The sequence below is a fragment of the Planctopirus sp. SH287 genome, assembly GCF_056500625.1.
The window spans coordinates 3,726,545-3,745,254 of record NZ_CM151403.1; the positions used below are offsets into that span (position 1 = coordinate 3,726,545).

Below are 18,710 nucleotides of genomic sequence, written 5' to 3' on the forward strand. Positions count from 1 at the left end.
GTCAGGGCTTAATTTACGGGGACGCGATTGCGGAAACGCCCGTCGTAGCCGGGCTTACGACTTGCATCATTCTAATATTTAGTGTGGACAACGCAGTCGTGCAGTGACATGCCACTAGAACTCGCCGGTCACTTCACCACCGCCGAAAGTAGAAATGTTGTTATAGAGCCTCTGGTCAACATTTTCGCTGACGAAACGAATGGAGCCATCGCCCATCAGGAAATGGGCACCACCGGTATGGTTGCTGCTGAACCAGGATTGAAACATCCAACTGGCACCTTGAGGAGTATTTAGCGGATAGCCGGTCGACCCGGCGACTTCCAGCGCCCCTTTGAATCCGCTATTATCGACATTTCCTTCACTGACACCGACCCAGTGCGAATACGTATCATTGGTATTCGTTTTGAGCTTTGAAGTCCGCTCACCCACCATGATGGTGTTGCTGGTTCCATCGATGATATCTCGAATTCTGGTGCCGACGTTTCGTTTCCCAAAGATGCCAGCTTGACTGACCATATAGGTTCGCACGCCAGTCCCATTGACGCCGATATAGTTGGTGCGTGAAGTTAATTGACCTGCAATTCCGAGGGCGCTCAGTGCGATGCCAACATCTGATGGGCAGCGGAGAGAGGCCATTGGCGTTTGCAGCAAGGCCCGCTTGGTGGTATTGCCGATGGCGCTTTTCAGAGTGACTGGCCCGACTTCTAGACTATTGTAAAGCGGAGCCTGATCCAGATAAGGGAGTATCATGACCGTCCAACCCCACGAAGGTTCGTTACAGGGATTGGCAGCACACTGTGTCGTATCCGTTTGATAAATAAAGACAGGCGGAAACTGCAAAACGGTGTCGTGATAGTTATGCAGCGCAAGCCCCAACTGTTTGAGATGATTCTTGCATTGCGTTCTTCGAGCGGCTTCACGAGCCTGCTGGACGGCAGGGAGCAGTAACGCGATCAGAATGGCAATGATGGCGATCACGACGAGCAATTCAATCAGCGTAAACGCCGCACGACTGCCCGAACGGGCGTGAATGAGAACTGGCTTCATAAAAGCTCCCGAAGACAAAGCGGACGACACACCAAAATTAAGCGCAAGAAAAGCGACTGAAGAGAGTGGGCAATCAAAAGGTGTCGGGCGAATGAGGTCGAATCGGTCTGGGAAGTCACTCAAGATTTTTGTTGATGAAGGTAGTTGTCCAGAGCGATTGACAACTTACCGAAAAAAATTTCATCAAATTCACATCAAGGAACAGCGACCGGTGCAATTGATCGTAAGATATGGTTGTGCGTTCATACCTTTGTGTCTGTTTACAAGAAACAGAAATCGCCTGCTCACTTGTCAGGGATAAGGATTTACTCAATCGCAGTGATGAGAGGTGAATTCCCGAGCAGGCTGTCGAGTTCGCCGAAAGAACGATATCAGCTCTTGAAAGAGTGGCGAACTCCCATTCAATGAAGGTTTCTCATTCAACGAAAAAGCCCCCCGGCTGACTAACCGGAGGGCTTTTCAGAACACAAACGGTCGTGAGGGTTACTTGACCTTCAGTGTTTCCACAAGGAAGTGCAGCTTCGTATTGGGGGGGATCAGACCGCCGGCACCGCGAGTGCCATAGCCCAACTCGGAGGGAATCTCCAACTCGATCATCCCGCCTTCACCAACCAGTTGCATCCCTTCCGTCCAGCCCTTAATCACCTGATCAAGAGGGAACGAGATCGACTCCTTGCGATCATAGGAGCTGTCAAAAACTTTGCCGCTATCAAGCCAGCCATGGTAATGAACCGTGACGGTGCTTTTTGCGCTGGGCTTAACCCCTTTTCCTTCACGAAGAATGCGGTACTTCAACCCTGACTTGGTCGTGGTGAAAGTCTTGGGTGCATTCGCATCCACGGCACCTGCCCCCGTTGGCAACTTTGGCAGGGGAACTTCTCCATCGGCACCCATCATCACTCCTATTACACCTAATGTCATCACAACAGCCATTGCCCGGCGGGCAAATCTCACGAGAGAACTCTGCAACACGATGCGACTCCCTGAAACGTGGTTTATAGACCGCACCCGGTCAAAGACGAAGACTCGCCTCCTCATCATCATCTGAAAGGCGGTGAATCCCTCTTTTCTCACTGCTGACAGTCTACAACACCACTCTGCTGATGGCAGCCAGCCCATCGCTGCCGAAATCGGCTAAGGACATCCATAGCCTGCTGTCAGAAAAGACTACCAATTGCCACGCTCCATGCAAAAGGTGGCCTTCAAGAAAAGCGAGCCTGCGGACGAATGGTCAGAAACGGCAAGAGGACTGCTGGTGAACGGGACTCCCTTGCGGCAACGAACTCGAAGTCGGCAGGTGGATTATTCGCTGGCTTTTTTGAGCGTTCTGTCAATGCTTTTCAAGTAATCTGAGATATCGAAAGCCACGATGGCCATTTCGCAAAGAATCCGGTTGTAAACCAGGACAACCACAGCACCGAGAACGGTCAGAGAGAGATAGAGCAGTACGAATAGCAGCATTCCAAACTGCTCTGCCGGCGAAGCTTCTCCCATTCTCATCATCTGGAAGAAGCCAAAGATTGTGATGGCGTTGGAGACGAAAACCGCCAAGGCCACAATAGTGACGACGACTCTCCACGCCATTTTGACGAGCATGGGTGTGGCGTACTGTTTGAAATCAGAGTCGAACAGCACCTCAAGAAGTGTCAGATTGCGTGGCAGATCGCTTTGTTGAACTTGCAAAGCCCCCATATTGCTATCGGAGGGATCCCGTCGCTTTTTTTTCTGCATGATCTGGGGTGGCAACGGCAGGTCTGAATCCTCTTCTACATCCCAGTCTTCAGCAACTTCGATTGGTGCAAAAAACTGGGGGACTGATCCTGCGAGCACCCAATCCGATGTTGCACTCTCAGAGATCAAAGTCTCTCGCGTCACTTTCCCGGAACTGATGAGCTTCTCCAAGGAAGCGACCGTGAAGGGGCCATGGGCTTTCGTGCCGAGTTTGACGCGCCATTGATCGGACATGGTTGACAGCCCAGGTTGAGATCTCATTCAAGAGATCGAAGGTGTGTAGAAGCGAGAGAAAAGAGGACATCTTCAATAAAAAGGGAGCTACTGGACTTTTGTGTTTGAACCGCCACGATCTGCCACGGGGTCAGACTCGTTCATTGGCATCAGGCGGTAATCAAATCCCATCTCGACCAAAGCATCGCGTACCTGAGAGAACGCATGATAGGAGTCAGGGCGTACCACCAAGGTGATCGAATATTTTTGAGGACTGAACGCTTCAAGTGACTTTGCTAATTTGCTCTTGGCAGCCTCACGATCGCTCAGATCGATACCACGTAAGGGGTGAGGTGTCGTCGTTAATTTATCCGTTTCGCTTAATACGACCAGGAAATCATCGGTATTAAGCCCGAGTCGGTTTCCCTGCCGGTCATATTTATGCCATTGATAGATTTTTCCATACCTCATGATGAAGCCAATGGAGTATTTAAAGCCGGCGACTTTCTGAACGGGGGTCTTGGAAACTTTGGTGCGTCCGGCGATTTCCTGCTTCAACTGATCTTGAGTGTTTTTGAGTGTGACGCTGGCGTCTTTCACCTTCTGTTCACGGACCTTCAGTTCCGCTTCAAGCTTGCCGTTACTCTCGAGATTTTTGAGGATTGCGAGATTGGTATTGTCGAGTTCTTTCTGTAAGGAGTTCCTTTGGCTTTTTAGCTCCTCTTGCTGGGCAAGCAGGTTTTGCAGCAGGGGGGAAGAAAACTGTGAAAGCAGGTCATCCTGGGATTTAGTCGAATCACGCAGGAGAGAGACTTGCAGTTGTAGCCGATTGAAATCGTTAATGATTTGCTGTGATTCCGACTCGGTGAGTTGCGGGATCTCGCCCGATGATTTGTTCGGTGACGTCTGTTGCAACAGCAGAATGACAAGAATGGCGATGAACAACACGCCGCCAAAAGTGTTGCAAATCGTATCCAGCAATAAGTCCAGACTGTCTTGATTAGAATTACGACGACGTCCCATCAGAGTGCGGCTCCACGTTCAGGATGGATGATCATCTGTTGGGAATCGATCAGATCAAATCCGAAGGCTGTGTTCTGACTGTCGAGGCGATCTTGCAGTGCGGAGAAGGTCTCAGAACCGTTGGGGCGGATGAGCAACAGCCAATAGCTAATCCGAGGGTTCTGTTTGCTATTCCATTCCATGAATTGCTGAGTGAGACTCTTGCTAAAAAGCCCTCCCCCAGAACTTTGAAAGGTGATCGGAACCATGGGCTTGCCCATCGGTGCGATCTGTAAACGGTCTTCTTCAATAACCATGACCCAACCAGGGCCACTTAAGCCCCTGGGGGCTGTAAAGACCGTGCGATCCTGCGACTGGATTTCTTCAATCTCGGCTTTGACCTCCTGAGTTTTGTCTTCCAGTGATTTGGCTTTTTCCGCGAGGTGTTCCGTCGCGGTGATCAGTGATTCACTGGAATTAAGTTGCCGTTCGATCTCTGCCAGTTGTTCTTGTGCTTTTTGAATTGCGGCGGTCAGTTGTTCAATCTTTGCCTGAAAAGATTCAATATCGGCCCCTAATGTGGCTTCTGTGACATCAGACACCTGCTTGACAGATGCTGTGCCAAGATTGCTTTTTTCTTCAAGGCTTTGAAGTTCCTCACGTAAGGCCTCGATCCGTGATTTCAAGCTGCTTGCGACCTGATCGACAGGATTAGCTTGAGCTTTATTTCGCTGAACCAGATCCAGCACAAGTAGCAGGACAATGACGATCAAAATCGCGGTGACTGAGGTAATAATATCTTGAAATGCGAAGAGTGAAATTGCCGGCCCTGAACGTCCGCGACGACTCATCGTCTTTCCTCCTGAGCTTCGTAAGGCATGATTCTCAGGCGGCCAATAATCTGGCGTCCGCAATAATCACTACAGGCATCTAGAAATTCTTCCTCACTTTTCTTCTGATTGGTAATACCTAGCTGGATAACCAAGGCGGCCACCAAACCCTGAAGCGTGGTTTCAAAAGCGGTCGAGAGGCCACTTGTGACACCCTTTAACGCTCCTTTGACTTGTTCAAAATCAGTCGTCGATGCCAGCACATCCCCAAACCCGCCAATGGCCTGAGAAAGTCCTTCAACCGTTCCAATAAAGCCAAGCACCGGGATGGCCCAGACGAATGATTGCAGCAAGAGAAAACTGGTCTCCATTGCGGATTCATCTGTATCGGCCTGGGCGCGTAAAATCTCTTCAACATCAGTGACGCGACCCAGGTTTCGCAAGTTGGAAAGTGCGGTGAGGATGCGATTGAAAACCACAAACTGACGGGGATCATCGACTGCCTGATGAATTCGCACACGAACGGCGTCGACTGTTTGCGGTGTCAACACCCATTCAGGGTCTTCGGGGGTAATGGGAAGCCGGAGGACATATCGTTGCAGGCTCAGTTTTCTCCATTTAATTAATAGCACGACCAGCGACCAGAAAAAGAAGAAGGCGATAAAGTAGGGGATTTCTCCGCGTTCATAGAAACTGCGGCCAAACAGACTCTCGCGCCAGGGAAAGAGGGCGGCGTAGAAGGTGATCGTCAATAGGGCAGCCAGTAAAAACGAGCACCACGAGTTCACCTTGGTGAACCGGCCTCCGCGGAACATTAAACGTTCTTCAATGTCGTTTTGTGTCCACGAGACGGCCTCAGCGACTGAGGGGTCTGCTTCGCCAATCATTACATCTGTAGCCGGGGAACTGGCCAATCTCATAGACAGGGACTTTCCGTACGTTAGTCAAACTCAAAGGCTAAGCGTTGCCATACTTCTGCTGAAAACGTGCGTCGGACATCGTCAGATAAACAATGGATTCAATCGTAGAGATGACCCATGGGACAGCCCACAAAATGAGAATCCAATTTTCAATTTCCGGGAAGTTAGCCAGGTCGGGGTTATTGATTCCGATGTATACAGGAATGACGAGTAATGTGAAGAGTATATAGACAACGCCCAGTACCGTATTTCCCAGGTAGAAATGGTGGCTACCGAAGCCACCAAGAAAGAAGGCGATTAATGCTGCCGTGACTCGGTTCTTTGCATGCCGGTTTTCGTGATGACGTTGGGAGACACCGCATTGAGGGCAGATTTCGGCTCGGGAGTCGATGGGTTGGCCGCAGGCGTGGCAGAAACAGGCCTGGCCGCCGACCTGGCTGTTTCCTCTTTTGGCTTTTCCCGGAGCAGCGTCCTGAAACTCGGGGATTTCAGAGATGGGCTGCCAGTCTTCCAGCCCTTCGCGAAAAATCAGATCTTTGGATTTGAGCTGGCCGATATCGATCAAATTGCGGATTTCGAGCAGTGTTACGGGGCCGTAAGGCTGGTTGCCAATGGCGTAGTGCCAGACGGCTTTCATCGGCAGGGGTGATCCCGCGCTTGTCGATGCGGGGCCGGGACTTGGCGAACCGGTGGGGATCGAGAAGGTGTCTGCTTGAGGTTCTGACTGGCTGGCCGCGCTATTTCTCGCGGCGCGGGGGGATGGTGCCGCGAAGAAGGCGTCCAGCGAAGCGGCTGATTTCCAGGTCTGGCGGTCTTCGGAAATCTCGTGCAATCGGCCAAACTGCCCGCGCGTCCGCAAGCTACGAAGCTGCTCTATCGTATATGGGCCGGTCACACGCCCTCGCGAGCGGATATAGTATCGTCCATCGCTCTCTGTGCTCATCGTTGAAACCTCGATAGACCGAGGGAAAGATGCGTGATCATGGCTTGAAGAAGACCTCGATAGAGTGAATGATACAGATGAAAGAAAGGCAGAGTGAATGAAAGACAACGTGCCTATGGTGTCTTTGTGACGACGGTGGCCTTCTTTCGGGGAAGGGCATAGATAATCGCAGGCTCGCCATGCGGGGCGGCGATGGTCGAATCGACCTTCATTGTCTTGTTCCTGACTTCGCCAATTTTTTTCCAGCTACTGGAACCCGGCCCCCTTCCTGAAGCGATCACCAGCAAGTCGTGATCATGGTCAGAAGCCCAGTCGGTACGACATGCCCATTGGTTGTTTTCTACACGCTCCAGCCACCCCACGGGGAACGGCTCGATGAACAACTCCGCTTCAAACTCCGCCCGCTTCTCCAGATATTTCTGATAGCAATCCTTGATGGGGGGTAAACTCTTCAGGCAGTCGGTCGCTAATTCCCGGGCCTTGTTAGCCCGCGTGTTGCCTGGATCCATCCATGCCACAGTGCGGTCAATACCGGCTTCGTCGAGATGCCGCTTGATGGGGCGGAGTTCCTCTTCAAGAAGGCTGTCACCCCGTCCTGCAAACTCGACCAGTTTGTAGAGAAGTAGATACCGCAGGAATGGATCGATTTTTGTGTCTTCGAGCAACTGGAGAGATCGCTCCTCGAAAACCTGATTCCAATTGTTCAGATGGATGCTCATCAACAATTTGCGGGAATCTTTTGCAAACATCTCATGGGGAGCTGGTGCCGTTGGTGCCGGTATAAATTCGGTAAAATCGAGCGAAATCTTCCTGACTTCCCCATTGAAACCGACGAGATGAGTGAAGCCGGGAGGGTTGCCATACTTATTTTCATGAGCCGCTTCTAAATAGTAAGTTTTCGTACCGCCATGCGAAGTGAGCGTGTAGGTTTCCGACATCAGTTTTGAAGAAAATAGCCGGATCGCCTGTTGAATCATGCCTTCGTCTTCATCGCCATCTTCGGCCTTTCGCAACTGCAGCGAGTTGAGCCATTTGAGATACCGCCCCAGTACAACACGGTCGGGACAGTCAGGATACTTGGCCAGGAATGCCGTCACCTCGTTGGCTCGCTCGGCGGCATCGTCGTCAGAGGCTGGCATCAGCTTCCCTCGCCAGCGGAGCGAAAGCTGGCGGCGAGCAATCGTTGCGGGTAATGGAGAGACATCAGCCGCTGCAGTGAAAATCGTGGCTCGCGGATGCTCTGGCAGATTCCTGGCAAACTCCTTGAGTGCTTCTGAAAAACGCTGACCATCTGCTTCAGTGAGCGAAATCGCCGGTGGGAGAAAGGCTCCCTTTGTGATGGCTGAAAGAAGCCGTTCTTCTGTTTCCATCTCGATGGCCCGGGCGCGGGCGTTGACGAGGCGGGTTTGTAGAAGCTCTGCCTGACTGGTCAAGTCACGAGAAACGCCTGCCTGGGTGGCTTGAAGTGCCGCTAAAGACTGTTCGGTCTGAGCCATCGACTCGCGGCCGGCGGTGGTATTAAGATTCTTGAGGCGTTCCAGGGCCTGCACTTCTGCCGATGCGGCTGCGAGCTTTTCACGATAAGCCGTTTGCAGGTTTTGGCGGGTCATCGCCTTTTTCTGCTCCCAGTCCCCTTCCACCACCAGCACGGCCGTCTTTTCCTCTTCACTGACAGAACGCTCTTTCGCGGCTTGAATCGATGCTTCGATGGGAGCAAGATTCGCCAGCGTCATGTTGGCTGAGACGGCTTCCAATTGTGACTTCGCTTCTGACAGCGATTTGTTCCATTCTAAAAGACGGTTTTCCTCTGCCAGTTCGGCATCAACCAACCCTTTGCGGGCTTCCAGCCATTCCGTCGAGGAAAAATACTCGGGCTGCCCCGTGAGGAGTTCGCGCGCCTGGCTCAATTGACCGGCTTCCACATGCTGTTGAATGGCTTGAGCAAGTTTCTTCGCCTGATCGGCTTGAACGGAAAAGTAAATGACGACACCGAACAAGGCCGCGACGGCCAGCGTGCCAATCCCGGCGGCCCCGTAAATGGCTTGCCGCTTGCGAGAGTGGCCGAGTTCCAGCCGCTCCATTCTCTGGTTGAACTGCACATCCAACCCGGCAGGGAGAGAACGCTCGAACCTTAATAGATCGGTGCCGGCTTTTTTCAGATCATCGATGGTGGCCTGATCGTCGCCGAGGAGTTGCTCGAGACGGAGGACGGCCCGCTGGAAGTTGCGGTCGTCCGTTTCGACGCGGTCGAGATCGTCCAGCCATTGCAGAATCGGGCTGACACGTTCCACGAGTGGATCGTCTGCCGCCGCTTTCACCACGCGCTGCTTGGTCAGCCATTCGTCACGCAGGATTCGGGCCTGGGCCACATCCTGAGACATGTAGGCGGCGTGCAGTTCATCGGCCAGTTCGGTCATGCGGGCGCGGCCGTCCTGCGAGAGCGTCGCGCGGCCCCGTTTTTTGAGATCCTGAATCAGGGTCGCCGGCACCGTTTTCAGCCATTGAGATGACTGGGCTTCGGCGAGGAGAGATTGCAGGGCGGGGACGTCTCCCTGAGAACTGGCGTGGCGAGCCTCTTCGACGATTTCGCGAAGACGATGGGCTTCGACTTCGCGGAGGTCATCTTCCCAGAAGGGAGCCAAGGGATCGAGATCACGCAGTTGCCGGAGAAGGCCGATTCGTTCGCGGAGCGGCTTACGGGCCAGTACCAGCTGCTGCTGCTGGGCCAGGAGGGGCTGGATCGCTTCGCGGGAGGCGTAGGCTTCCTGCAACACCTCGGCCACCTCCATTAAGAGGGGTTCCGGCTGGGAAATTGAATAGAGTTCACAAATCTCGGTCAGTTCGTGCTTCTCGGGGAAGTCGAGGAGCGTGATGGTGTCGAGCAGGTCTGGCTCGGCTTTGGCGAGAAAGACCGCTTCGGTCGGCAGCCCGCGCTTGAGCAGATCATCACAATCCCGCAACCGGGAATTGGATTCCTGGCAGGTGGAGGAGTATTGAGAGACCATCTCCATCAATTCGTCAGAACGATCCAGAAATTCTCGTTGCAGGTAGTTACGAAGACTATCAATGAGGCGCTGGAGTTCAATCATTATGGGCCTCCGATGAAGTAGAAGGGTTGTAGCGAGTTGTCGGAGGGCCAGCACTACCGATCGTTACAAGGTCAACGGAAACACCCTTATTAAGCTGGGTCTCCTTTGCATCCTTTACTGGAACAGGAAACACGTCGTAATAAAGCCGTAGCGACTTAATTTCAACTTGACTCATCGCATCTACACAGCTTTCACTAGCAGCCACCATTTTGTTGACTTCGGAGAACTTCTCCTTCAGATCTTTAATTGCGTTTATGCCTTTGTCGTAACGATCTAGTTTCGATTTCTTGTCGGGATCTTTCTCCTTAGACTCCGACATTGTCTTTCTATCTGTACTTAGCATGCTGATCAGATTTTCGACAGCCTGTATGTCAATTGGCTTTTTGGTGTTTAACTTGTAGCCACTAGAACCGGCGCTAAAGTCTATGCGAGTGTTACGTATAAAATAAAGAACTTGGTCTTTATCGCATTGCTTGCACAATTCCCCCCAAGCAGCGTTCACTTGCTTCTCAATTTTCTTGTTGATCAGTTCCTTAGCCTTCTCGGCTGGTGATGTATTTCTCAACAAGGAAATACTCACTTGCGAATCTTTCCTTTGCCCATCATTCTTAGACTCAGGTACACTGATAGTCACTTCCGAATTAAAAAAATTAATATCATCGAAAAGAGACTCGTGTTCCTCTGGAAAGGTAGTTTTGGTAATAATAGCTTTCCAACTGTTCTTGGATGTTACGTCTATTTTATCTTTATCGACGACATATTCTTTGCTATTAATTGAGACAATCACATCTTTTATTTGCAGGGTTGCTTTGGATGTGATTTGCTCTGGAATTGAAATGTATCCGGAAGCACCAATCTTAATTGTGACGGGAGGAATTGCCGCACCAGATTGGCGAGGGGATTGAAAGCGATGATGGACAATACCGCCGTCTCCCTTCCTGTTTTCTACCAACAAGCACCACACCAAGTCGGCAGATTTATTCACTAACATCAACTCAACCATCGCCAATTTAATCTCTGAATCTCGTTTATGCGGCTCCAAATTTTTAACGAGTCTAGCAATCACTCCTGCAGAGGGTTCTTTGCCTTCAATGCGAATCTCCTGTGCGTATTTTTTATCGGGTTGATTTTTTTCGGATAATTCTCTTAACGGCGCTTCTATGGCATGAAGCGATAGCCATTCTGGAGAATAAAATATATACTGGGGCATTTTATCCTGAACGTATTTTTCCACATCGCGTTGTGTAGGGCCTGAATCACCCTCGGCTTCTTTAGTAACGGAATCATTCCTCTTTTCGTACAAAGGTATTTTTGGCACAGATCTATCATGTATTTCTGTTTGATGATTAATTTCTTGATTGCTGTTAAAAGTGTTAGCAGTGGTTGCTCCGAGGTTATTGCCGTTGGCAAAAGTCGAGTCGCTTGTAGAAGGCAACGTTGGTTTTGCCGCATCTGTGGAGCTAGCTGTCTTCTTGTCACCACTCATTGGAGAGCCCACTGCACTGCCGCCTTTGCCGCTGTCAGCAACGACCCCATCCCCATTTTTTTCTTTTGGTGATTCCTCTACGGAGCCGATAACATCTGATTGAGTCGCCGCAAGTTCTACTCCAGAAGTCCTTCCTATAGCAGGTTTGGCAGGTGTAGCTGTCTCATCAATGGCTTCCGGAGAATCTATTTCTTTTGGAATCTCTCGCGCTTTGCCTTCGTTTCCAGTTTCTGTCGACTTTTCGGCAATGTCGGAGCGTGTCGGTTTTATAGTCGTGTAGTAATAGCCTGCCCCTGCTCCGCAAATCACTAATAGCAGGCAAGCCGTAAGGAGTATGCCTTTCCATCGGCTGCTTTTTCGCTTGTTACTACTGGCCCTTAATTTGTTCGGCAAAGTAGGAACTATTGAGGCGGCGGGGAGAGGTCGCTCCAGGCCATATGTTTCTACAGCAGCAGGCTGTTGCTGAACCGGAAGTTGCAGCCTGCTCTGTGCAGGCGTTTCGGCTTCTTCCAGTAAGTGGACTGGTTCGAGTTGGGGTGGTGGTGTGTGGGTGGGTTTGGGGCGGTGGCCTGTTCTGGCGGCTTCGACCAGATCGCCGCCGGTGGCGAGGGGGAGGGGTTTTGTCAGGTCGATGCGGAGAGCATTTGCGAATCTCAACGAGTCGTGGGCTTCCTTTGAGTCGTGGATCATGGCCCGCCACGCGCACTGCGTGCCCGCTGCCAGCCCCGTGAAGTAGGTACTGAAAGTGACTTCCCAGCGTTTTTCCGGCGGGAGGAGCGAGATGGCTTCTGCCATCAGGGGGAGAATCTCCTGGCCGGAGGCGAAGAGGAGAATCACGGGCCGGAGAGGATCTTTCAAATAAGACTCGGCGACAACACCCGCCCAGCCCGCATCCCCCGTGGCGGCCTGCCAGTTGTGGCAGACTCCTTCAGAAAGAACAGCCCCCTGAGGTTTGGGGCCGCTCGCGACCAGCCGAGGTTCACCTTCCCAGCCAGTGCGGGAGAAGTTGCCAATCCCCAAAACGGCAGCCGGGCCGGCGGGGACGAGTTCTTTCCGATCAAGCACAACATGATGGGCCAGCTTGTTGGCCCGTTGAGAATAATCGAGGCCGTAATCGGCGATCCGCGAGAGGACGTGCAGGGACTGGCCGCCGATGTTCAACCGCAGGTGTGACCAGTTGACCGGATTGCGGTTGGTTTGGGCATTGTCGGCGGGAAAGAGAGGACGGTAGCCAGAGAGGCCTTCCAGCGCGGTCGCCAGTGGGGCCGACATCCCTTGTGTACTGAGGACGGTGCAGAACCCCCGGCTGCCGGGTTTGAGACCCCGAGGAGCGGAGGTATAGAGAAGTTCTTGTGTCATATCTATCAAAACCACATTTATAGAACTGGCTGGCGACTGATCAGGAGGCTAGCCGGGAGTTGAATGAAAAACGCTTATCGCAAGTTAATAGCGGGAATGACTCCCGGAACCGCTCGTGTGAGGCTATAGAGGAACGGGATGGTGACCCAATAAGGTGCCGCATCAGCGGGCTTGATGGACTGCTGGCCTGACTTGCGATCGACCATGACATTCCAGCCGACCGAGGTGACAGGGATATAGGTGACGTCTTCAGCAAAGCCTTCGGCAGCGGCGATGATTTCGGGGGAGGTCTGTTGCAGGAGTGCTCTGGCTTGCTGGGACTGCTCGCGAATCATTTCTCCATCAAGCGCTTCCACTTCCAGAGGATTATCGGTCGAGACACGCACCTTGCGGAAAGGCTCGCCCAGAACGTTTTCGCCGAGCAGTTTCCACCAGGCATCGAACTTCGTGAGAATGACGATGAGAGGTTGGCGATGGCGGTCGGAAGGACGGAGACCTGCGAACCGGCGGATACGGGCAGCGGCTTCCTGCAGGATGGGTTCCTGCCGCATGGTTTTTAAGGAAGCACGTGAGGTTGGCAAACCTGACTGAGTGATCAGTTTCTGCATGCGGGCATCTTGTGTGGGGTCGAATACAAAGAAGAGCGCCCGCGATTCGGCCATATGTCGGGTGACGGGGGCGGCTGCGGAATCCTTGCCGGGCTGGAATGATTCCCCCGCGTTGTCGTAAAGGCAGATGGTTTTCGCCAATCGCTCAGCCAAGGCACTGCGAATGTGATCGTGCTGGGGCTGGAGCGTGAAAATAAAGGGTTGAGGATAGCTGACGATCTGGTTGCCGAATTTCACGTTGTCATAGAGATCGCCCTGCTCTTCTGTTTTGCGGATGAGGTTGGCCAACGGGACGATCTTCTCGCCATCCGAACGTGCGAAGACGGATTCTTCATATTCGGTGAGGTGCTGATTCATCACCGGGTCGGCATCGGCAAAGCTCATGCGGAAGCGGTGTGAGAGTGTTCGCCGGAGTTCCCAGGTCATGGCAGCAAGAAAGTAGGATTTACCGCTGGCGGGTGCCCCGAAAATCGAAAGAAAAAGAGGCTCCAGTTCAAGCATTGAACGGGGGATGTTGAGATGGCACTTTGGGCAGGCGAGTTGGTGACACGGGAAGCCGCGAGAATCGAGGGCTTCGCCATTGACGGTGAAACGCGTGGCCGGAAAACGGCGCTGTTGCTCGGAGCCAAGACGGAAATCGCCCATGAGATCGGTATGTTCCGAGACCCAGAGCAGATTCTGCGGCGGTGACTTCTCCCAGCAATGGGGGCAAGTCACTCGGGGCAATAGCGAAGTCGAGGTGCGGGGAATCGTGACGGCGCGGTTCATATCGTAGCGATCAGAATGAGTCGAAAATTAATAGTAAATAGCTAAATATCAATAGCGAACAGAGGCCGTCTGTTGAGCAGGATTTCCAGCAGGAATCTGGTTTGCGGTCTCTAGAAAGACGATGTCCTGATCGCGAGAAAGCGATTAACGTTCAATCAGCTTGATGTCGTCGCCTTTGCCGGCTGTTGAGGAATTTGCACCGACGGCTTTGGCGGCTATTTCGATGCGAGCTTCCAGCCTGCCGCGCAGTTGGCGAGCCTCAGCGTTTTCGGGAAACTGGCCCATGAGTTGCCAGGCCTGAGTCGCGAGTGACAGTTCGGAGACGCGATTGTCTTTTTTCTCGGCTGTGGCGGCACGGGCTTCGAGATTTTTGGCTTCAGCGAGTGCTTCGGATAGTGACATTGCCGGGTTGAATCGCTTGCGAGAACTCGCCGGTTCGCCACCTGATGACGATGTGCCAGAAGGGCTTTCTTCTGGATTGGCAGCAGAAGTTGTGCTGGCTTCTTTCTCACTCGATGAAGCGGGAGAGTTTGTTGTGGGTGAGTTGCCTTCGACAGTTGATTCTGCCGATGAAGCCGGCTCATTGGCCGTTTGCGTGGACGTGGATTCGGCGGGACCTTTTTCAGGTGGGACGGCTTCTGCGGTTTTTTCGGGGTTTTCAGGTGTCTCAGCCGCAGGATCAGCCGGGGCGACCTCTGCGGGTTTTTCTGTGGGCTTTTCAGGGGGCTTCTCGGGAGTTTTGCACCCTCCACAGCCGGGAAGTGTGCAGAAAGTGCACAAAAAGACGTATAAATAGAAGTGATGTCGAATTGTCATCAGCGTTGGCCCGCATTGATAAGTCGATGTTGGGATTGAATATTCTGTACGAAAACATACAGTGTTCTTGCGAACACTTCAATTAGGTGGAGTGAATCGCCTACGGAGTCTTCCGAGACTACCTATTGTTAAATTGCAAAGTCCAGGAGGGTGTGGCGATTGATGGAAGTCACCGACAGGATAACAGACAGATAGGACAAAGCATGTCTTACCCAATAAATTCGGCACAAATAAGCACTTATACCAACATGGGCACATGCTATCATTTATGCTTGGCGTGATTTGACAGAGTTCCAAGAACTCAGTAATCGCCAATGACTTCGCTCCCGGCACGTGTTGCCAGTGCCGTGTCACGGCTTTGTCTTCGGGTAGATGTCGCCGCAACGTCCTCCGTTGTCGGACTTAACAACAGAAGAGACCCGAATTTTAGACTTTGACAATGCACCAGGCTGCTTGCAGCATGCTCGTGTGGGGTTGAGGGTTATCTGTGAATGCCGTTGATCGCTGGATCGGCGTTTCTCGTTGCGAGACTGTCTTCAGGATCGATGGGCTAGATGAGACTTCTCCTGCTATCGCTCAACGAAAGCGGTCGCGGACGAGCTGGCGGAACTGGGGAAGGTTGCGGATCGTTTGGATTTCTTTTTTGAACTCGCTGAACGTGGGCAGGAATTTCGCAAAATAGCAGGCGGTTCTTGGAAGGCGGCGGGTCGCCAGATGCGGGCCATAAAACTCGAACTCATGTTCGACAAGGCCCAGCAAGACTTTGCCTCGTTCTGCCGGAGAGGGTTCACGCACGGCGCCTCCACCCAATAACAGGGAGCGGGCCTGTTGAAAAATCCAGGGATTCCCCAGGCAACCACGGCCAATCGCGGCACCATCGGCGCCGCTACTTTTCATGAATTCAATCGCATCCGCCGCTGTGCGAATTCCTCCACTGCCAATCACAGGGATTGAAACGGCCTCTTTGACCTGAGTGACATGCGACCAGTCCGGCCCGCCCAGATAGGCTTGTTCTACGCTACGGGCATGGAGAATAATTGCAGCCCCGCCCGCTTGCTCAACTCGCTGGGATGTTTCCACGGCCGTCTCTTCACCCGCTTTCGGCCCGGTTCTTAATTTCACGGTGACAGGGATGCGAACCACATTCGTCGCAGCGGCCACCAGTTCGGCAATTTTTGAGGGCTGGCCCATTAACGCCCCTCCTTCGCCGCGACCAACCAGCCGTTTGATGGGACATTCAAAGTTCAAATCAACCATCGAAAATCCGAGTTCTTCGATCACCCGGGCGGCTTCGGCGATTTCCTGCGGCTGGCTCCCGCTGATCTGTCCGACGGCAGGGCGTTCGCTGGCTGTGGTGGCCAGCAGTTTGATGGCCCGCTTATCTCGCTGGGCCACATCGATCCCATCGATCCGCTCACTGCAGACCAGGCTGGCACCATGTTGCTTCATGACCAGCCGCAAGGGAAGGCTGGTGTGCTCTTCCATGGGAGCGAGTGTGATCCCATGGGCAATTCCGACATTTCCAATCCGCATGACGCTCGCTCGAAAAATTAGCAATTCACGACAAGATGTCGCTGCTCAAGCATTTGGCTGGGCAGCTTCCCGATCCAGGGACTCCAGTCCCAGAATGGCCCGAATTCCCAGGCCATAGAAGGTGTACTCGACATCGGCTTCCTGATCCCAGCCTGCCGCCAGAAATCCGCCTTGGGGAACTTCCAGACTCTTGAGGAATCCCCCGATACGACGCAGCGGGCTGGGAGATTCAATCCCTATTGTGCGGCAAGTCACTAAAGCCGTAAACGTGGAAAGGCCATCGGGGAAAGGGATCCGGGTGTTGGCGAGATACCCTCCATCACCAGACTTAACATCTGATAGAAAGCCTGAAACATCACTGATTAAAGCCGGGGTCAAGTGGCCATACATTTTCAATAACGCCACTGCGGCTGCTGTCGGATTAGTGCCGCTGCGTCGCATGGGGCCGATCTCTACAAAACCGCCATCATCGCGCTGCCGGTCGTTCACCAACCGCAGGATCCCGTCGATGGCGGGCGGAGATTGCCCGGTCAATTCATAAGCCAAGGCTGCCAAGAACGTGTGATAGGTGCTGCTGGAAGCTCCCTCCATCGACTTGGCATAGCCACCATCAGGGCGTCGCAACTGCTCCATCCCATTAACAACTGCCAACACATTGGCCAATGGAATCGGTGACAGCTCTTTCGCCCCAGATTCATTGGAAAGGGGAATGCTGGTCTCAGACAGGCTGGTGGTCGTGAGTTTTTGCTCAAGCTCGAGCATTGCGGACAAATAGAGCCAACTCACCAAATCAATGACATTCAGTGAAGGTGACCAGACCTTGAGAAGCCAAGGCTGCAACTTTGCAGCGGCTTCTGTCGAGAAGGAATCTAAAGCCACCAAAGACCTGACAGCGAAAGCGGCGTAATAAAGATCGGAAGCATCTTCATCGGCGGGAAGATGCTCTCCATCGAGAGACTGAACCCGTCCACCGAAGCCGCCATCAGGCCGCTGACGACTCAGAATGAAGTCCGCATGACGCTGAGCCACTGCGGGTGGCAGGCGTGCTAAACCTCGCTTCAGGTCGTGGCCTAACTCGATGAGATACCCAGCTGACATGGCCACTTGTCATATGAAATAAGGACGCAGCACTCAGAAGTTCCACCACAAGGGAGCTTCAAACTCATTAAACAGATGATGCAACAGGCTGTGAGCAGACCAACCCGCCAGCGGACAAGTTCTTCAGAACAAGTTCATCAACCTGTCAGGACAGAGTGGCCAGACCACGGGAAACGTACTCCCAGACTGATGAAGTTCGCCCGGCAATGCGAGTCAGGGGCGTCAATCTCTCAGAACGAATCGGAAAAAAGCCTCTTGATCGACTGGTGGTCGTCTCTGGCTTTCCCTTTCAATTGGCAGGGGCACTGAAGGGAAATGATCCTATGACTGGAAAATCCGGGCAAAAAAGAGGGGTTGCAACGATCTGAAAAAAAGAATTCAAGATTTTCTCAAGTTGCCTGAAGGGGCTGGCCGATGAGATTCATGCAGGAGAACAGTTCTTCAAATCTCCAGGCAATTTCCCCTCCGGGATGGAACGATCCATGTTTCAGCAACGCTTCCGGGCAAAATGCCAGTTGGCCGTTTTGGCCTGCGGGTTATGGTGCGGAATCGTGGCGACTGCCGAAGCCCAGTTGACCCGCAACTGGTGGAGACCATCGTCGAGCTGCGCCACTTGCAACTGGCCGGCCCATGCGAGCGTCAATCGCCCGTATCTGCCTCCACAATATAGCGCAACATCAAGCACCACTGAACCTTGCGACTGCCAGGGGCCTCCTGCTGTCGCGCCGGTTGAAACCACACAAATCCCTTCATTTCCTTACGGAGAAGTACGTCATCTGGCGGTCAATGACCCTACCGGAGACTCACTGATTCCGCCGTCGCCTGCTCGTTCAATGGCTGGTAAACCCGCAGCCATTAAGAACGCCGATTCCAATCAGACATTGCCGTCAATCCTCCTTGAGCCAGCGCCGCTGGTTGAGCCGAGGATTGTTCGTATGCCTGCTGAAGCACTCCCCTCAAAGACTTCCACCCGCCAGTCAGCAACGGTGAACTCGGTTCCCAATTCTCACTCGGGCTTAAAAACTGTTGAAACTCTCGAACTTCCCACCATTTCGATTCCTGCTCCACGAACGGTCGCTGGCCCAGGTGTGATTCCTCGAACGGCGACTCGTGATGAGTGGGAACCCATCCCCACACGTGAGCCATCATCCCACGGCATTCCGCAGACACCGCGATAATTTTAAATCCAGTCAACAATCACGATTCACGTGCCTGTTCCTGTGAGAGAAGCGTCGTCCCCCGAGTTCGCAGGCGGGGGACGACGCTT

General features: G+C 52.9%; 14 protein-coding genes. 1 reads left to right on the forward strand and 13 read right to left on the reverse strand.

The window, feature by feature from the left end:
* Positions 1–114 precede the first annotated feature (114 nt).
* From SH287x_RS13800 to SH287x_RS13860, 13 genes are all read right to left on the reverse strand, one after another.
* The gene (locus tag SH287x_RS13800; RefSeq protein ID WP_479514900.1) at positions 115–1,047 is read right to left on the reverse strand and encodes a DUF1559 domain-containing protein; all 933 of its coding nucleotides are present in this window, start codon (positions 1,045–1,047) and stop codon (positions 115–117) included.
* A gap of 483 nt (positions 1,048–1,530) precedes the next feature.
* Positions 1,531–1,980: an FKBP-type peptidyl-prolyl cis-trans isomerase gene (locus tag SH287x_RS13805; RefSeq protein ID WP_479518710.1), complete on the reverse strand. Its 450-nt coding sequence runs from the start codon at positions 1,978–1,980 to the stop codon at positions 1,531–1,533.
* Positions 1,981–2,349: 369 nt separating this feature from the next.
* Positions 2,350–3,012, reverse strand: a complete 663-nt coding sequence (locus tag SH287x_RS13810) for a DUF4282 domain-containing protein (RefSeq protein ID WP_479514901.1) — start codon at positions 3,010–3,012, stop codon at positions 2,350–2,352.
* Positions 3,013–3,099: 87 nt separating this feature from the next.
* Positions 3,100–4,014: a hypothetical protein gene (locus tag SH287x_RS13815; protein ID WP_479514902.1), complete on the reverse strand. Its 915-nt coding sequence runs from the start codon at positions 4,012–4,014 to the stop codon at positions 3,100–3,102.
* Positions 4,014–4,844: a hypothetical protein gene (locus tag SH287x_RS13820; protein ID WP_479514903.1), complete on the reverse strand. Its 831-nt coding sequence runs from the start codon at positions 4,842–4,844 to the stop codon at positions 4,014–4,016. Before SH287x_RS13820 ends, SH287x_RS13815 begins: the two co-directional genes overlap by 1 nt.
* Positions 4,841–5,743: a MotA/TolQ/ExbB proton channel family protein gene (locus tag SH287x_RS13825; RefSeq protein ID WP_479514904.1), complete on the reverse strand. Its 903-nt coding sequence runs from the start codon at positions 5,741–5,743 to the stop codon at positions 4,841–4,843. Before SH287x_RS13825 ends, SH287x_RS13820 begins: the two co-directional genes overlap by 4 nt.
* A gap of 37 nt (positions 5,744–5,780) precedes the next feature.
* Positions 5,781–6,686, reverse strand: a complete 906-nt coding sequence (locus SH287x_RS13830) for a GYF domain-containing protein (RefSeq protein WP_479514905.1) — start codon at positions 6,684–6,686, stop codon at positions 5,781–5,783.
* Positions 6,687–6,799: 113 nt separating this feature from the next.
* Complete coding sequence (locus SH287x_RS13835) at positions 6,800–9,775, reverse strand: hypothetical protein (protein ID WP_479514906.1); 2,976 nt, start codon at positions 9,773–9,775, stop codon at positions 6,800–6,802.
* Positions 9,768–12,620 carry a GAP1-N2 domain-containing protein gene (locus SH287x_RS13840; RefSeq protein WP_479514907.1) on the reverse strand — a complete coding sequence of 951 codons (2,853 nt, stop codon included), beginning with the start codon at positions 12,618–12,620 and terminating at the stop codon, positions 9,768–9,770. Before SH287x_RS13840 ends, SH287x_RS13835 begins: the two co-directional genes overlap by 8 nt.
* Positions 12,621–12,694: 74 nt before the next feature.
* A complete protein-coding gene (locus SH287x_RS13845) occupies positions 12,695–13,996 on the reverse strand; it encodes a hypothetical protein (protein WP_479514908.1) in 1,302 nt (433 codons plus the stop codon).
* 144 nt (positions 13,997–14,140) lie between these two features.
* On the reverse strand, positions 14,141–14,812 hold the full coding sequence (locus tag SH287x_RS13850; RefSeq protein ID WP_479514909.1) for a dihydrolipoyllysine-residue succinyltransferase component of 2-oxoglutarate dehydrogenase complex: 672 nt from the start codon (positions 14,810–14,812) through the stop codon (positions 14,141–14,143).
* 576 nt (positions 14,813–15,388) lie between these two features.
* Positions 15,389–16,345, reverse strand: a complete 957-nt coding sequence (locus SH287x_RS13855; RefSeq protein ID WP_479514910.1) for a tRNA dihydrouridine synthase — start codon at positions 16,343–16,345, stop codon at positions 15,389–15,391.
* Between the two features lie 45 nt (positions 16,346–16,390).
* Positions 16,391–17,443 (reverse strand): prenyltransferase/squalene oxidase repeat-containing protein, encoded by a 1,053-nt coding sequence (locus SH287x_RS13860; protein WP_479514911.1) that lies wholly within the window; start codon positions 17,441–17,443, stop codon positions 16,391–16,393.
* A gap of 482 nt (positions 17,444–17,925) precedes the next feature.
* On the opposite strand from SH287x_RS13860, the gene SH287x_RS13865 reads away from it, so the two are divergent.
* Entirely contained in the window at positions 17,926–18,621 is a 696-nt protein-coding gene (locus SH287x_RS13865; protein ID WP_479514912.1) for a hypothetical protein, read from the forward strand.
* Positions 18,622–18,710 lie beyond the last annotated feature (89 nt).

What these genes read in the sequence shown, in the direction of transcription:
- SH287x_RS13825 (WP_479514904.1), bottom strand. Translation starts at nt 5,743, where the DNA reads ATGAGATTGGCCAGTTCCCCGGCTACAGATGTAATGATTGGCGAAGCA.
- SH287x_RS13835 (WP_479514906.1), bottom strand. Translation starts at nt 9,775, where the DNA reads ATGATTGAACTCCAGCGCCTCATTGATAGTCTTCGTAACTACCTGCAA.
- SH287x_RS13860 (WP_479514911.1), bottom strand. Translation starts at nt 17,443, where the DNA reads ATGTCAGCTGGGTATCTCATCGAGTTAGGCCACGACCTGAAGCGAGGT.
- SH287x_RS13840 (WP_479514907.1), bottom strand. Translation starts at nt 12,620, where the DNA reads ATGACACAAGAACTTCTCTATACCTCCGCTCCTCGGGGTCTCAAACCC.
- SH287x_RS13830 (WP_479514905.1), bottom strand. Translation starts at nt 6,686, where the DNA reads ATGAGCACAGAGAGCGATGGACGATACTATATCCGCTCGCGAGGGCGT.
- SH287x_RS13810 (WP_479514901.1), bottom strand. Translation starts at nt 3,012, where the DNA reads ATGTCCGATCAATGGCGCGTCAAACTCGGCACGAAAGCCCATGGCCCC.
- SH287x_RS13815 (WP_479514902.1), bottom strand. Translation starts at nt 4,014, where the DNA reads ATGGGACGTCGTCGTAATTCTAATCAAGACAGTCTGGACTTATTGCTG.
- SH287x_RS13865 (WP_479514912.1), top strand. Translation starts at nt 17,926, where the DNA reads ATGTTTCAGCAACGCTTCCGGGCAAAATGCCAGTTGGCCGTTTTGGCC.
- SH287x_RS13800 (WP_479514900.1), bottom strand. Translation starts at nt 1,047, where the DNA reads ATGAAGCCAGTTCTCATTCACGCCCGTTCGGGCAGTCGTGCGGCGTTT.
- SH287x_RS13820 (WP_479514903.1), bottom strand. Translation starts at nt 4,844, where the DNA reads ATGAGTCGTCGCGGACGTTCAGGGCCGGCAATTTCACTCTTCGCATTT.
- SH287x_RS13855 (WP_479514910.1), bottom strand. Translation starts at nt 16,345, where the DNA reads ATGCGGATTGGAAATGTCGGAATTGCCCATGGGATCACACTCGCTCCC.
- SH287x_RS13850 (WP_479514909.1), bottom strand. Translation starts at nt 14,812, where the DNA reads ATGACAATTCGACATCACTTCTATTTATACGTCTTTTTGTGCACTTTC.
- SH287x_RS13845 (WP_479514908.1), bottom strand. Translation starts at nt 13,996, where the DNA reads ATGAACCGCGCCGTCACGATTCCCCGCACCTCGACTTCGCTATTGCCC.
- SH287x_RS13805 (WP_479518710.1), bottom strand. Translation starts at nt 1,980, where the DNA reads ATGGCTGTTGTGATGACATTAGGTGTAATAGGAGTGATGATGGGTGCC.